The organism is Candidatus Methylacidiphilales bacterium (genome assembly GCA_025056655.1).
GTDB lineage: Bacteria > Verrucomicrobiota > Verrucomicrobiia > Methylacidiphilales > JANWVL01 > JANWVL01.
In genome coordinates, this window is the sequence record JANWVL010000139.1 from 15283 (window position 1) to 30511 (window position 15229).

The window sequence follows — 15229 nt, forward strand, 5'->3', positions numbered from 1 at the left end:
CACTATGCTCTACGAACTCCACAAATTCGACGATATCTGGATCAGCGGCCTCAACGTCTTCCGTTACACCTCATTCCGAGCCATGGGAGCTGCCATCTTTGCCTTCCTCTTCTGCCTCTTCCTCGGCCCCCTTACAATACGCCTCCTGCGTCGTCTCAAGCTTGGTCAACCTCTCCGATCCAAAGAAGAAGTTCATGTCCTCGCCGATCTCCACAGCAGCAAGAAAGGCACCCCCACCATGGGAGGTATCCTCATCATCATTGCCGTCACCCTCTCTACCCTACTTTGGTGCCGCTGGGATATTTTCCTCGTCTGGATTGTCCTTGGATCCTTCCTCGCCCTCGGATTAGTCGGATTCATCGACGACTACATCAAAGTCACCCGCAAAAACTCCGAAGGCATCGCCGGACGATTCAAGCTCATCGCCCAAGCCCTCGTCGCCCTCCTCGCCGGCTACATCCTCATCCACCATCCGCAAACTACTTCCATCGTTCAGCGGCTCGACATCCCATTCATGAAGGAACCGCTAATCCACAACATGGGCTTTCTCACCCTCCCCTTCTTCATCCTCGTCGTAATGGGCGCCTCCAACGCCGTCAATCTCACCGATGGCCTAGATGGCCTAGCTGCAGGATGCACCGCCACCGTCGCCATGACTTACGCCGTCATCGCCTACGTCGCCGGCCACGTCGAATTGGCAAACTACCTCCGATTCACCTACGTTCCAGGTAGTAACGAACTCGTCATCTTCACCGCCGCCCTGGCTGGAGCAGCTCTCGGCTTCCTCTGGTATAACTGTCACCCCGCCCGCGTCTTCATGGGCGACACCGGCTCCCTTGCCATCGGCGGCGCACTCGCCGTCATCGCCATCTGCGTTTGCCAACCACTCCTCCTCGTTATCGCAGGCGGTGTCTTCGTCCTTGAAGCACTCTCCGTCATGCTTCAAGTCGCCTCCTTCAAGCTAACAGGTAAACGCATCTTCGCCATGTCCCCCCTCCACCACCACTTTGAACTCAAAGGATGGACGGAAACACAAGTCACCATCCGCTTCTGGATCCTCAGCGCCGGTTTCGCTGTCTTAGCCCTCACCAGCCTCAAGCTCAGATGAACACAGCATCCCACCCATCTCACACAATGATCCTCGGCCTCGGCCTATCCGGACTCGCCACTGCACAATGGCTCCACAAGCAAGGAGAACGCCTCACCGCATGGGACGAGCACGACACCCCTTCCTCTCGCGCCGCTGCTGAGACCCTTCGAAAACTCTCCATCCCCGTTATCCTAGGCTCTCCTCGCGACCCCAAAGTGCAATCCTTCATCTCTTCCCAAGCTCCTTTCACCCGCACCTTCATCAGCCCGGGTATAGACCCTCGCCGCCCAGAAATTCAAGCTCTCACACACGACAGCCCACTCACATCCGAGCTTGACCTCGTCGCTCCACACCTCACCTGCCCAATCATCGCAATTACAGGCACCAATGGCAAAACCACCACCACCGAGCTGATCCATCACATCCTCATCACCGCAGGTAAACGCTCCATCGCCGCCGGCAACATCGGCACTCCTATCACACAAATCCTCGATCAAATCCACCACCTAGACTACCTCGTGCTCGAGGTCAGCTCATTCCAACTTGAGCAAACCCACCTCTTCCACCCTCACATCGCCCTCATTCTTAACATCACCCCCGACCACCTCGACCGCTACGACTCCTTCGAAGCCTACGCCCGCACCAAATGGAAACTCACCGCACGCCAGACGCCCCGCGACACCCTCATCCACAACGCCAACCTCACCCCTCTCCTCCCTCCCCGCGCACAATCCATCACCTTCACAGCCTCGCCGCACCTCTATCCACACGCTGATTACAAACTTGAAAACAACCAACTCATCGCCCACGGCACCCCTTGCCTCTCCATCCAAGAAATTCAGCTCATCGGTAAACACAACGCCGAAAACCTCCTCGCCGCTCTTGCAGCCGCCGATGCCCTCCACATCCCACGCGAAGCCACCCTTCAAGCCCTCCGTTCCTACAAAGCCCAAGCCCACCGTTGCGAACCCATAGCCACCCTAAACGGCGTCCTCTACGTCAACGACTCAAAAGGCACAAACCTCGATGCCGTCGTCCGCGCCCTGGAAGCCCTCGATCGCCCCACAATCCTCATCGCTGGCGGCAAAGATAAAGACCTCGACTTCGCCAGTATCGCCCCGGCTGTCGCCCGCTACGCCCGCCATGCAGTCCTCATCGGTGAAGCCCGCCACAAAATTCAATCCGCGTGGCAAGCTCACCTCCCGACCACTTTGGCCGACTCCCTCGAGGAAGCGGTCAATCGAGCAGCTTCACTAGCCCGTGCTGGAGAAGCTGTCCTCCTCTCGCCCGGATGCGCAAGTTTCGACATGTTTCGAGACTACAAACATCGCGGCGAGACGTTTCGTCAATACGTGTTGACGAAACTTCAACCACAAAACCACATAACAACCTCAACCTAACACCAACCTATGGAAAACGAAACCCCACAAAACGAAACCGGCGGTCTTAAACTCGTGACCGTCTTCATCGCAGTGCTCGCTCTTCACGTCCTCGTGATCGGCGGCATCAGTATCTATAACCTCCTCAAAACCCCCAATCTCGACGCTGCGCACATGGACTACACCCAAGCCCCGCGTCCAGATCCGGCTAACTATAACACCTACGAGCCCAGCACTGGGACTGAGCTAACATCCACCTCATCGAGCGAACCAGCAGCAGGATTATCGAGCGTCGAGACTACAACCTCTGCACCCGCCCCTCAAAGCCCGACACCCACATTTGAGGCTCGTCTCTCCGTCCCCGAGCCCCCAGCTCCCACGGTGCAGACGCCCACTCCAGCGCCTGAGCCCGCACTAGCCACCCAAGCTCCAACGCCGCCTCAGGCAACTCCTCCCCTAGCAGCAGCAAGCCCGACTCCACCTCCCACTGCCACCACACTGCCCGAGGCGAGCATCCCTTACACTCCCCCTTCTCTCTCCGACGGAGTGCCGCCAGGATACGGAGGCATGCAGGAACCCTTCGCCACGACCACACCGGCGACGGCTCCACAACAAGTTCTCGCTGAAAATCAGACCCTACTTTCACCACCAGACCCTGCTGCGACCCCATCACCGACTGCAATCACCCATGAAATAAAGCCAGGAGAGACTCTTGGAAAAATCCGCTCCCTATATGGAGTAAGCCTCCAAGAGCTCATGGCATGGAACAACATCAAAGATCCAAACAAAATCCGCGCAGGCCAAAAACTCGTCATTCAACGTTCTGGGACTGTCACAGTTCCAGCGCCGGACACCTCGAGTCCAAGCCTTCATGCGGCTACAGCCCCCACCTCGCCGGCGCCAACAAAAACGAACGCCAAAGTGGCACAGCCGAAACCGAAAAAAACAGTCATCCCATCCAGTGTTGCCGTTCACCGTGTGGCCCCAGGCGAAACCCTCTATAGCATAGCTCGCAAGTATGATACGACCGTAGACAAAATCTTAGCTGTAAATGCCCATCAACTCACCGACCCGAGTCGTCTGCGCGTCGGCATGCGTCTCGCTTTACCAGCCCACACGACCTTAGCCAAAAAAACTAAAAAACAAACACCCGATCCCTCCAGGCAAACATCCACCGTCTCTATTCCCATCAGCACCGACATCGTAATGCGATAAATATAAAAACCGTAGGTTGGTCCGAAGTGCGCGCTCTGTCGCCGATACAGAGCGCGCCTTCAAGACAACCTACGACAACATACCCACACAGTGGTTGGTATGGGCTTAGCCGCTTTTCATAGAGCAGTCGGATATGTGCTCATCCTCACCGTCTTGTCTCTCCTGGCTCTAGGACTAGTCATGCTTTACAGCACTGGTGCAAAATACGCTCCACTCGGCCAATCCGCTGTCCTGGCTCCTCTCCAAAAACAAGCCCTTTGGCTTTTGATCGGTCTTGTCGCTGCGATCATTTTTTTTCTTCTCGATCCGCAGAAAGTCTTAGCTGCGAGTCCGTGGCTGTGTGCAATCGGCGCAATTTTATTGATCGCCTGTTTCATTCCAGGCATCGGCAAAGAAGTAAATGCTGCTCGACGTTGGGTTGAAGTTTTCGGCTTCACATTCCAACCTTCCGAATGGGCGAAATTTGCCTTTTTAACTTTTTTAGCTTGGCGTGCCGAGAAAACCTCAAAGCCTGGCTCATCGTTCTCTTGGCGTGCTCAATTGCCCGTTATCGCTGTCGTAGCCCTCTATGCAGGTTTGATTTTAGCGACGCCTGATTTGGGCACTGCAATTATTTTTTGTGTCTTACTCGTCATGGGGTTGTTTGTGGTCGGATTACCATACATACAAGCTATTTCGATTTTGTTATTCGTAGGAGTGAGTGTATTAGTCTTGGCCTTCTTTATGCCTGAACGGCGAGGGCGAATTTTGGCCTTTCTCGATCCTGAAGCTCACCGGCTCGGTGATGCATGGCAAGTCTGGCAGGCACATATCGCTTTGGGCACCGGGGGCCTATATGGGGTGGGGTTGGGAAATAGCCGTCAAAAAATGGATTATCTTCCTGAGGCGAATACTGACTTTATTTTTGCCATTATTGGCGAAGAGCTAGGCCTGTGGGTCTCTCTGACTGTTGTGCTTGCCTATGTAGTTATCGTGCTGTGCGGCGCTTGGATTGCCTATCATGCCCCGACCTTTGGTCAACGCGTCTGGGCTTTTGGACTGACGGCCGCGATCGGTCTGCAGGCCTTGGTAAACTTGGGAGTTGTCACAGCTTTACTTCCCAACAAAGGATTACCTTTGCCATTCATCAGCTACGGTGGCTCAAATCTACTGTTTTGTCTGGTCTCTATCGGTGTCTTATTAAACATACATCAAGATTGTCACCTGAGGCGGCAAGGGCTGCATGCCGTCCTTGCACGCCACACTTCATGATCATTCAGACTGTAGCCTATGAAAAACAACATTTGGATCGCATGCGGGGGCACGGGAGGGCATCTCTATCCCGGTATTGCAGTCGCTGAAGTATTAATCTCACGCGGAAACCAAGTCCGCCTTATCATCTCCAAGAAACCCGTGGATCAGTCCATCATGGAGGAATTCCCGACTATACCCACTGAGTGTATTCCGATGATAGGCTGGCCAGGTTGGAAATCTCTAAAAGCTTTGTTGTTTTTCAGCGCCTATCTTAAGACGCGTCGGCAACTTTCCGCCTTGGCTGCTCAAGAACCTCCTACGCTCATTCTCGCTATGGGCGGATTCACAAGTATCGTGCCCCTTGAAATCGGAAACAAACTCCAAGTGCCTTGCATTATTCATGAATCGAATGTCATGCCCGGGAAAGTCACCCGCCTGTGGGCAGACCGTGTAGACCGCATTTTAGTAGGTTGGCGTGAGACGATGGACTTCCTTGGAGAGAAAAAAACCCAACACACAGGCACTCCTCTACGACACGGGTTAAATCGTATTCAGCGAACTGAAGCGGCAAAAAGGCTAGAGCTCGATCCACACAAAAAAACGGTGCTCCTGATGGGAGGCAGCCAAGGCGCCCGGAGCCTGAATGCGTTGATGTTTGATGCGCTGCCCTACTTCGCGAAATATCGCGATCAATGGCAATTCATCCACATTACTGGGCCCGATGACTTAGAAAAAGGGCGTCATGCTTATTCTCCATACGGTTTTTCTCACAAGGTGTTCCCATATCTCCATACGATACAAGATGCATACAGCCTGGCTGACCTCGTCATAAGTCGGGCAGGAGCCGCTTCATTGACGGAAATTGCGGCGTTCGGATTGCCGTCTGTCTTAGTCCCTTTCCCCTATGCGGCTGATGATCATCAGACGCACAATGCAAGGATTTTCTCAGACAGTGGCGCTGCGCTGCTTTGCCATCAACCGGAACGAACTCCTAATGCACGCGGGGCTTTTGCCACCATGATTATCGACCTGATGGAGGATGCGGCGCGTCGCAAAGATATGTCGAGCAAAGCCGAAAAACTCTTTCGCGGGCGTGCGGCTGAAGCCGTTGCGGACGTTGTGGAAGAGTTGCACGAGATGAAAACCAAAGCCATCACCGTAAAAGTGTAGACGCTTTTTCTCACATCATGATGAATTCGGCTATCCGAGAGACTCTGCTTGAATTGCTCACTCGCAAACGCAGTCACTTTGCGCTGCTCGGGGTTGGCGGAGCAGGCATGAGCGCACTAGCCCGAATCCTTTTGCAGATGGGACACTTTGTCTATGGCGTGGACCGCGCGCGGCCCCGAGTTGTGGACAAGCTCATAGAGATCGGCATGGCGTTTCACCAAGGACATGATGGTTATCTCCCTGAGAAATGTGATGCCGTGATTTATTCCTCTGCTATCGAGCCTGAAAATGCCGAACGACAAGAAGCTCAGCGGCGCGGGTTGATGGAAGTGCGCCGGGGGGAATGCGTCGCTGTTTTAGCCAGCTTACGTAAAGCTTGTCTTGTCGCGGGAATGCATGGCAAGACGACTACAGCCTCGATGTTGGCGCATGTCCTTAGAGAGGCTGGGCCGGGCTGTGCACACTATATCGGCGCGGAAGTGCCAATACTCGGCAGCAATGCTGAGTGGGCTGCAGGGGCTGACCATTTCGTGGTCGAAGTCGATGAGAGCGATGGCACGCTTGCTGAGTTTAGTTGTGACTATGGCATATTGTTAAACATCGAGGAGGAACATTTGGACTACTACCGCAACTTGGAAGCGATCTTGAGTGTTTTCAAAACCTATGTGCAAGCGACGCGACGGCGGCTGATTTACTGCGGGGATGATCGGAATGCGGTGCTGCTGTGTTCGCAACATGCTCATACGCTGAGCTACGGGTTTAGTCCCAACTGCCGCATTCGCGCGCAACAGGTAAAGCTGCGGAATTATGGATCAACGTTTACGATTTACGATCAGGAAGAATGCATCGGCGAGGTGCAGCTCAATGTGCCGGGGTTGCAAAATGTGAGCAATGCGACGGCTGTCGTAGCGTTAGCTCGAGAACTAGGGCTAGAGTGGGATCGCGTGAAGGCGGCGCTGGCTGAATTTCAAGGGGCGCGACGCCGTTTTGAGGTAAAATATCAAAGCCGACGTTGGATGGTCGTCGATGATTACGCGCACCATCCGACGGAGATCCGAGCGACTCTTGCAGCGGCGAAGAATAGCGGATGGAAACGCGTGTTGACGTTATTTCAACCGCATCGTTATTCCCGCACGAAGCTGCTTCAAAGGGAGTTTGCCACTGCGTTTAAGGAGTCGGACGTCACTCTGATCACCGAAGTCTATGGTGCCAGCGAAAAGCCACTGGAAGGCGTAGGGGGAGCTCGACTGGCTTGGAAAATCAAGGAAGGTAGTGGAGGCGAAGTGATCTACGCGGAAAATTTAAGCCGTCTGCGTGCTTATGCTGCTGAAAAAATTCAGGAGGGGGATTTGATTCTTACTCTCGGTGCTGGGGATATTCATAAGACGGCGAGTGAGCTTGCGCGTGAGTTGGAGTTGTATGATGCGATCACGGATTTGCTACGCCATCCGGAGAGTGAAGTGCGCCGGGGAGAGTCTTTGGCACGGCATACTACGCTGCGCGTCGGAGGGCCTGCTCAAATCTGGGTGGAGCCTGGTGATGAAGCTGATCTTAGAGCGCTTTTGCAGTATCTAAAAGCTAAGGGGGAACCGTTTTGGGTGATTGGTCGCGGGAGTAATCTTTTGGTGAAGGACGGCGGTTTGCGTGGCGTGGTGATTCATTTAGGGAAACCTTATTTCAAAGGGATTCGTCTGGATGGCCAGGATGGTTTGATCGCTGGCGCGGGGGCTAGGCTTAAGGAGGTCGTGGCCTTTGCTAAGCGCCACCTTATTGGAGGATTGGAGTTTCTGGATGGTATACCGGGGAGTGTCGGAGGGGCGTTGAAAATGAATGCTGGCGCTATGGGACATTGGACGATGGATTCTGTGTCGTGGGTGCGTTGTATGGATAAGGCGGGCAATGTGAAAATCATGTCTGTGGCGGAGTTGAGCCCGCGTTATCGCGAAGTGCCGGGGATGGCTGATTTGATCGCATTGGAGGCACGGTTTATTGGAAAGCCTTCAAGTCGCGAGGCGATCGAACAGACGCTCCAGGAGATGAATGAAAAGCGATGGAAAAGTCAGCCAGCCGCAGCAAGTGCGGGGTGTATTTTCAAAAATCCGCCGAATATTCCGGCTGGGAAGTTGATTGATGAGTTGGGATGCAAAGGTTGGAGCGTTGGAGATGCGGTCGTTTCTCAAGAACACGGGAATTTTATTATTAATAGAGGTCAAGCTACGGCTGCGGATGTGCTGGCGTTGATTGAGCGCATCAGAGAAGCGGCTCGAGAGCGTGCACAGGTGAATTTAGAGAATGAAGTGATTGTGCTGGGTGAAGATTGGGAGGAAGGCGGATGAAACTGGCTCATCACATTGCTGTGCTCAAGGGGGGTATCTCCTCGGAGCGAGAAGTGTCGCTTCGGACGGGGGCAGCTGTTGCTTCTGCTCTGAGGAGGTTGGGGTATGAGGTGGAAGAAATTGACGTGCAGAATCGCACGCCTGTGTGGTCTGCTGGTGTGGATTTGGTATTTATCTGCCTGCATGGTGAGTTTGGCGAGGATGGTGAGGTGCAGACGTATTGTGAGACAAAGGGCGTGCCTTACACCGGTTGTGGTGTAGCGGCGAGCCAGGCGGCTTATGACAAAGGAAGGAGCAAGGCGATATTTTTTTCGAAAGGCGTGCCTTGCGCAGAAAGTGAAACGCTCATCGGAGAAGCCGAGCCTAAGATGCAACCGCCGTTTGTTTTGAAACCCGTATGCCAAGGCTCGAGTGTGGGGATTGAGTTTGTCCAAGATGCTGCAGAAGTGTCTGCAGCCCTGGCTCGAGTGCGACAATATCATCAGCCTGTGCTTGTGGAGCGGTGGATCCGCGGTAGAGAGGTGACGGTGGGAATTTTGGAGGGGGAGACTTTGCCGATCGTAGAGATACGACCGAAGCGAGGTTGGTATAATTACGAGAATAAATATACGGCTGGGGCGACGGAATACATCTGCCCGGCTGAGTTGGCGCCTGAGTTGGCAGGCAAGGTGAGGGTAGCGGCGAAGCAGGCTTATGAGGCGCTCGGATGTGAAGTGTATGCGAGAATTGATTTAATGATTGACGAGCAAGATAATGTGTATGTTTTAGAAGTGAACACTATACCTGGTATGACGGAGACAAGTTTGCTACCTAAGGCTGCGCGTGTGGCTGGGTTATCGTTTGAGGCTTTGTGTGAGCGGATTATTGCCGCTTCGCTTCGGATACGAGGTAGCGTGGAGGACGGAAGGAGAAGGAGATGATTCGTTGGCTGAATACAGGACAACGTGTGCGGGCTTTGCACGGAAGTATAGTGAATTTAGTGGTGGAGCCGCGGAACGTGCGTCTTCAACGGAAAAAGTGGGGGCGCATATTGATGGGGACGGGGGGGGTTGTTGTGTTATTTGGTGCTTTGAGCTGGCTCACTCATCAGGGGATGGAATGGGCATTGCGGCGATTTGTTTACGAAAATGAGAAATTTACTTTGAGAGAAATTCAGCTTGATTTGCGTGGCAACATTGTGCGGCGGCAGGTGTTAGAGGCGGCCAATGTGCATGCGGGACAAAATCTGATGCAGATTAACCTGGCGCAGGTGCAAAAAGCGATCGAGGCTTTGCCTTATGTCGCTCAAGCACAGGTGGAGAGAGTGTTGCCAGATAAGTTAATCATTAAGGTCGAGGAGCGTTTACCTGCGATGTTGATTCGTGGTGTAGCTTTGGGACAAAAAAAAGAGGATTTGTTTTACGTAGGTTGGGACGGGACTGTAATGCGCCCTCGTCCTGGAGAGACACTGCGATCTTTACCTGAGATCGTGGGGCTGCGATGGAATGATTTGGAGGAAGGCATTCGATTAAATCGCAAGGAGATTAGTGCAGCTTTGGACTTCCTAAAAGCCCTAAATGAGACACCGATGCGGTCCGTATTTGACGTCAAGACAATCGACGTAAGCCAGCCGATGATGCTGCATGTGACGACTACCCAAGGATATCGTGTTATATTCCGCCAAGAACTATATGCTGCTCAATTAAACCGGCTCTCAGAAATTATTGATTATGCCACAGCTCGCTATTGGTTGCTGAATACAGTAGACTTGACCCCATCGCGAAATGTCCCCGTCACTTATCGCGAATACACTGTTTTGAACACTCCTTCGGCAGTCTCCAACCCTAGGCGTTGAAAAATTGAACCGATATGCACACCGCGCTCTTTCACAGTAAATTTAACTCATGATCGTATGTTCTTTATTCAATCCTCTCGCCCTATCATCGTCGCATTAGATGTCGGAACTCGAAAGGTTGTTGCAGCCATCGCAGAATGTCGGTTGGAAGAGGGGTCGTTGCGTTTACTCGGACTAGGCGAACATCCGATGTATCAAATGTGCAAAGGCCAAATCCTGGACATCAAAATGGTCACACAGTGCATCCGTGAGGCCTTGTTTGAGGCTGAGACAGCGACAGATGTTGCCATCCGTGAAGTGTATTTAGCTTTTTCTAACCCCCTGACCCAATCGCTTAACGCAAACGTTAGCATCCCTATCCTTTCTCATGATCGTCGTCGCCAAAATGAAACGTTTCTACCAGAAATTCTTCCCCAACATGTCAGCCAACTAAATCAAAAGGCAAGAGAACTCACCCCACCAAAAGACACTCGACTCCTACACGACGTTGTTCGCAGTTACTACAATGACAATGGTGCTGCCGTTCCTCGGCCAGTGGGCTTAAATTCCAAGAAGTTGTCTGGCGCTTTTCATCTCATTTACGCTAATGAACTTCAAGCCGACACCTTAGTCCGAGCAGTCCAATCCCTAGACGTCGAAATCACAAAGCTTGTCGCCGGCACATATGCCACTCCTTTTGCCGTCCTTACACAACAAGAACGCAAAGAAGGGGGCATTGTAGTAAATCTAGGCGGCGGAGTCACGGAAGTGTCTGTTTTCATGGATGGAGGAATGATCTATAGCCACGTCCTCGGAATAGGTGGGGATACTCTCACTCAGGACATTATCCTTGCTTTCAAAGAGCACCTCCCCCGTTTCCCAATCAATTACGCACTTGCTGAGGAAATCAAAAAACAATACGGTGCAGCAGCCTGGAACAGTGCCGAGGAGAAACAAATCATCACTCTTCGTAATCCGAATGATGCCCAACACACAATAAAAATCAAACGCCTCCCCATCATGCAAATTACCCAAGCACGCATGGCCGAAACTCTCGAAATTATTCTCGACCTCCTCCAGAAAGAACATTTCTGGCCGCGATTTAGCGGTCCCCTATACTTCTCAGGAGGCAGCAGCAAGTTGCCTGGCATTTCAGAATTGGCCTCCAAAATATTTCCCGAACGCATCCAACCACAACTTTGCCGCCCACTCCCATTTGATGGAGACCAAAAGCTCATGCATCGACCTGAGCTCGCAACTGTATTCGGAACCCTTGCCTATGCGCATCGCAACGAAATGCGCATATATGCCAGACGACCACTAGTTCGTATCCGACACTCGCTTAAAAAAATGTGGGCTGATATGAAGCTCTTCTTCTAACTCTCAACCTATCATATCCCATGATCGATTTTGTCAGAGACCCCCACTCCACCACACCCCCCCCTCCTCTTCATTCCACTCGAATAGTCGGCATCGGCCGCGCAGGGGTAGAAATCATAGACTGCCTACAACTCCAGACCATCCGAAATAAAGCTACTTTTGACCTCACTGCACTCGATACCCACGAACAAACCATCAAAGCCACCATTGCTGAAAAAAAACATCTGCTAACTGCCCCAGACGTCCATGGCCTAGGCTGTAATGGCGACATTGAAAAAGGACTCTCTGTCGCCAGAATTAACGAACCTTTCCTTCGTCAATGGATACAAGAGTCAGAAACAGTCATTCTAGTTTCAGGCCTCGCCGGCGGCACCGGCGGAGGATTTACAGCAGGTCTAACCACCATCGCCCGCAAACATAACATTAAAACAATCGTCATAGGTGTCCTACCCCACACAATCGAAGGCAAAAAAACCAAAGACCGCGCCGAAAAAGTCCTAGAATTTCTTCGTGAATATGCTGACTGCGTCATAGCCATCCCCAGCAGTCCCCTCGATATCAACACGAAAATCAAACAATCCCTCGAACAAATCTTTTACTCCCTCGATAAGGAAATCGCCCGTGCCGTCGAAGCCATCGAAAGACTCCTGCGCCCCCATGCCCTCACTCCCCGCGACTTTTCTGACTTAAGAAGTCTATTCGGCAAGCTCCATGGCACCACTGCCTATGAAAATTGCTGGGTCGGTAGCATAGAACGCAAAAAAGATGAACACGGCTTCTACAACGAAGATGAAATCGCTTCTGCCTTGATCGAACGTCCCCTTCTCAGCCAACCCAACCTCTTCGATCAAGTCCAGCAAGGTCTTCTCTGTATCACCTTCGGTGGCGATTACCCCTTCAGTCAACAAAATGACCTAATCAAACAAATCCAAGAAAAACTCCCTCCTGCCTTTCCTCTAGCCATACAAATAGCTCACGACCCCAAACTACCAGAGGAACTCCGCATCACCCTTTTCCTCGTAAAAACAACCGCACCCCTCAAAAAAAACCCAACCAAAACACAAAAAAACCAACCCGATCCCCAAAACGAATCCCCTACAAAAAAGAATTTACCCCCCTCCGACACTCAATACCCCAACCCCAAAAATAACAACTCTCCCCAACCATCAAAACGCCGTGCCTCATCGATCAATCCAACTCCTCCACTCCTCAAGCAAATCAATCCCATCGAACAAGAGACTTTTCTCAGCTCGGTAGTCACGAATGACTCAACCTCAACCACTCTCGAAGATCCCCCCTCCCCGACTCACAGCTTAAAACTAGAACAACTGGAACTCGCCAACGAAGCCCTAATCGGCTCAGAACGTTCCTTTCATACCTACTACAACAACCAAAACCTTGACATTCCCACCTACATCCGCCGCAAAATAAAAATCGAATTTACCCCATAACCCCATCCAGCCACTCGAGCACCCATCATCAAATCTCTCATCAAACCTCCCTTCCCCCCACCAAAAACTTTCCCTTCACACCCAAAAGCTGCATCCCACCCCCACCCTCTCTACACATCCAACTCCACCCCTTCAAACCCGATTTTGCCATGCGTCATGCCCCTCAACACCTCTAGCTCAGCCCCCATCATCTTAAACACCTCCTCTACATCCTGGCATCCCACATCCTCTCCCAACTCCTTCAATACATCGCTCAAGATTTTCCAATCTTCACGAGCCTCACCCGGCGGTCGAATCGCACAATTCAGCCTCTGCAACCGCCGCCCCTCATTAATCATAGTGCCCCGTTTCTCAGCAAAACTAGCCCCAGGCAAAATATAACTCGCCAACCTCGTCGTTTCGCTCGGCAAAATATCCTGCACAATAAGCAATTCTAGCCTCTCCAAAACTTCAACCCCTATCCCAGCCTTCACCACATCCTCGTGAAAAACATACAGCACCCTCACCTCCCCCGCCGCTACTCTGTCGCGTATCAATCCCAATCTCCTCCCATCGCCACCAAAGCCCAACAACCTGGCACCTCGTGTATTAGGATTTAGATCCGCACTCCTCAAAATTCCGTCCCCCTGCCCATGCCTTGGCACCACATCCAGCAACCCATCCTCCACCCCTACCTTCCTCGCCAGCCGCCGCAACAAATACAACTCCTCAAGAGTTCCCCGTGCCGACCCCACCACCGCCACCTCCCCCTTCCCATACCTACTCAACCGCTGCCCTACTTGCCTTAACACATCTTCCCATGCCCCCAGAAAACACCCATCCCCCATCCTCACCATAGGCCTCACAAGACGATCCTCTCGATGAATATAGTGAAACCCCAACCGCCCCGCATCACACATCCAATGCGAGTTCACCGCCTCATTCACCCGTGGCGTCAACCGATACACCCGCCCTTCCCGACTCCCTACCGTTATATTACAACCCGTCGCACAACCCGTGCATATACTCGGCGTCTCCTTCAAAAACCAAACCCTCATCTTAAAACGAAAATCCTTACTCGTCAGCGCACCCACCGGACAAATATCCACCGCATTCAACGAATACCCACTATCAAACCGCTTCCCAGGATATATACCTAAAGTCGTATAACTCCCACGCTGCGTAAAACCCAACACATCCTCCTTACAAAAATCCTGCGCAAACCGAATACACCGCGAACACAAAATACACCGCTCATCATCCAACACAATCCGCTCCCCAATATCCACCCGCTTCGGCTTCTTCACCTTCTCATCCACAAACCGGCTCTTCCCCTGTCCATACTCAAAAGAAAACTCCTGCAACTTACACTCCCCAGCCTGATCACATATCGGACAATCCAACGGATGATTGATCAACAAAAATTCCATCACCCCCCTCCGACACTCCTTCACCAGCGCAGAATCCGTCCGAATCCCCATCCCCTCAACCACCTGCGTCGCACAAGCAATCTGCGGCCGCGGCATCCACCCAATCTCAGGCTTCCCTTCCGCATCCAAGACCGGTTTCCGATCCCCATCCAATTTCGGCATCCCCATTTCAAACAAACACATCCGACAATTCCCCACCACAGCCAACTTAGGATGATAACAATAATGCGGAATAAACTTCCCCAACCGCTTCACCGCCTCAATCACATTCAACCCCTTCGGCACCTGCACCCACTCCCCATCCACCTGCACATTCACCAACGGCGTACCCTCAGCCACCCGATCATGATCATACGGATTCTTAGCAAACAAACTCATAATAAATACTAAAACTACCCACAACCCGCCTCCTCACAAGCCCAAACCCTCTCCCACCCCCATCCTATCTACCCCCAATCCCTACCATCGACTCCGCTCCTTCAACTCCATAAGCTCGTTCATCATCATCCGCTGCTCATCCCTTCGGCTCACTTTCTTAAGCTTAAACCCACGATCCACCACATACACGCCTTCCCGCTTCGCTTGAAAACTCCGTCCTTCTTCCCCCAATACATTCACCCTCGCCCCTGGCTCAAAAACCACCTCCGTCCGCGGCCTCACCAAAAAAAACCTAAATCCCTTCCCATCCCCTACTCCCTCATCCAACTGTAAAATCACCTTTCCCTTCTCATTCGTCCTCACCACATTCCCATA

12 protein-coding genes are annotated in these 15229 nt (G+C 52.3%); 10 read left to right on the forward strand and 2 right to left on the reverse strand.

The annotated features are described in order from the left end of the window. The first annotated feature begins 4 nt into the window (after window positions 1-4). From mraY to NZM04_08890, 10 genes are all read left to right on the forward strand, one after another. A complete protein-coding gene (gene mraY, locus NZM04_08845; GenBank protein ID MCS7064129.1) occupies window positions 5-1108 on the forward strand; it encodes a phospho-N-acetylmuramoyl-pentapeptide-transferase in 1104 nt (367 codons plus the stop codon). After that, window positions 1105-2490, forward strand: coding sequence for a UDP-N-acetylmuramoyl-L-alanine--D-glutamate ligase (gene murD, locus NZM04_08850; GenBank protein MCS7064130.1), 1386 nt, complete (start codon window positions 1105-1107; stop codon window positions 2488-2490). Before mraY ends, murD begins: the two co-directional genes overlap by 4 nt. A gap of 9 nt (window positions 2491-2499) precedes the next feature. Continuing rightward, on the forward strand, window positions 2500-3684 hold the full coding sequence (locus tag NZM04_08855; protein MCS7064131.1) for a LysM peptidoglycan-binding domain-containing protein: 1185 nt from the start codon (window positions 2500-2502) through the stop codon (window positions 3682-3684). 99 nt (window positions 3685-3783) lie between these two features. Further along, on the forward strand, window positions 3784-4935 hold the full coding sequence (gene ftsW, locus NZM04_08860) for a putative lipid II flippase FtsW (protein MCS7064132.1): 1152 nt from the start codon (window positions 3784-3786) through the stop codon (window positions 4933-4935). 18 nt (window positions 4936-4953) lie between these two features. Then, window positions 4954-6087 carry a UDP-N-acetylglucosamine--N-acetylmuramyl-(pentapeptide) pyrophosphoryl-undecaprenol N-acetylglucosamine transferase gene (locus NZM04_08865; protein ID MCS7064133.1) on the forward strand — a complete coding sequence of 378 codons (1134 nt, stop codon included), beginning with the start codon at window positions 4954-4956 and terminating at the stop codon, window positions 6085-6087. 17 nt (window positions 6088-6104) lie between these two features. Then, window positions 6105-8423 carry a UDP-N-acetylmuramate--L-alanine ligase gene (gene murC, locus NZM04_08870; protein MCS7064134.1) on the forward strand — a complete coding sequence of 773 codons (2319 nt, stop codon included), beginning with the start codon at window positions 6105-6107 and terminating at the stop codon, window positions 8421-8423. Further along, window positions 8420-9343, forward strand: a complete 924-nt coding sequence (locus NZM04_08875; GenBank protein ID MCS7064135.1) for a D-alanine--D-alanine ligase — start codon at window positions 8420-8422, stop codon at window positions 9341-9343. Before murC ends, NZM04_08875 begins: the two co-directional genes overlap by 4 nt. Continuing rightward, a complete protein-coding gene (locus NZM04_08880) occupies window positions 9340-10257 on the forward strand; it encodes an FtsQ-type POTRA domain-containing protein (GenBank protein ID MCS7064136.1) in 918 nt (305 codons plus the stop codon). Before NZM04_08875 ends, NZM04_08880 begins: the two co-directional genes overlap by 4 nt. Before the next feature lie 57 nt (window positions 10258-10314). After that, window positions 10315-11616: a cell division protein FtsA gene (ftsA, locus tag NZM04_08885; GenBank protein MCS7064137.1), complete on the forward strand. Its 1302-nt coding sequence runs from the start codon at window positions 10315-10317 to the stop codon at window positions 11614-11616. Window positions 11617-11636: 20 nt separating this feature from the next. Further along, window positions 11637-13067: a hypothetical protein gene (locus NZM04_08890; GenBank protein ID MCS7064138.1), complete on the forward strand. Its 1431-nt coding sequence runs from the start codon at window positions 11637-11639 to the stop codon at window positions 13065-13067. Window positions 13068-13177: 110 nt separating this feature from the next. Here NZM04_08890 and NZM04_08895 read toward each other — a convergent pair whose 3' ends face one another. Next, window positions 13178-14854: a molybdopterin-dependent oxidoreductase gene (locus NZM04_08895; GenBank protein ID MCS7064139.1), complete on the reverse strand. Its 1677-nt coding sequence runs from the start codon at window positions 14852-14854 to the stop codon at window positions 13178-13180. 81 nt (window positions 14855-14935) lie between these two features. Beyond that, a partial coding sequence (locus NZM04_08900) for a hypothetical protein (protein MCS7064140.1) occupies window positions 14936-15229 on the reverse strand: 294 nt, incomplete at its 5' end.

Excerpts from the sequence above, each read along its gene's own strand:
- NZM04_08875 (MCS7064135.1), top strand. The coding sequence starts at position 8,420 with ATGAAACTGGCTCATCACATTGCTGTGCTCAAGGGGGGTATCTCCTCG.
- NZM04_08880 (MCS7064136.1), top strand. The coding sequence starts at position 9,340 with ATGATTCGTTGGCTGAATACAGGACAACGTGTGCGGGCTTTGCACGGA.
- NZM04_08855 (MCS7064131.1), top strand. The coding sequence starts at position 2,500 with ATGGAAAACGAAACCCCACAAAACGAAACCGGCGGTCTTAAACTCGTG.
- NZM04_08895 (MCS7064139.1), bottom strand. The coding sequence starts at position 14,854 with ATGAGTTTGTTTGCTAAGAATCCGTATGATCATGATCGGGTGGCTGAG.
- NZM04_08890 (MCS7064138.1), top strand. The coding sequence starts at position 11,637 with ATGATCGATTTTGTCAGAGACCCCCACTCCACCACACCCCCCCCTCCT.
- murD (MCS7064130.1), top strand. The coding sequence starts at position 1,105 with ATGAACACAGCATCCCACCCATCTCACACAATGATCCTCGGCCTCGGC.
- NZM04_08865 (MCS7064133.1), top strand. The coding sequence starts at position 4,954 with ATGAAAAACAACATTTGGATCGCATGCGGGGGCACGGGAGGGCATCTC.
- murC (MCS7064134.1), top strand. The coding sequence starts at position 6,105 with ATGATGAATTCGGCTATCCGAGAGACTCTGCTTGAATTGCTCACTCGC.
- ftsW (MCS7064132.1), top strand. The coding sequence starts at position 3,784 with ATGGGCTTAGCCGCTTTTCATAGAGCAGTCGGATATGTGCTCATCCTC.
- mraY (MCS7064129.1), top strand. The coding sequence starts at position 5 with ATGCTCTACGAACTCCACAAATTCGACGATATCTGGATCAGCGGCCTC.
- ftsA (MCS7064137.1), top strand. The coding sequence starts at position 10,315 with ATGTTCTTTATTCAATCCTCTCGCCCTATCATCGTCGCATTAGATGTC.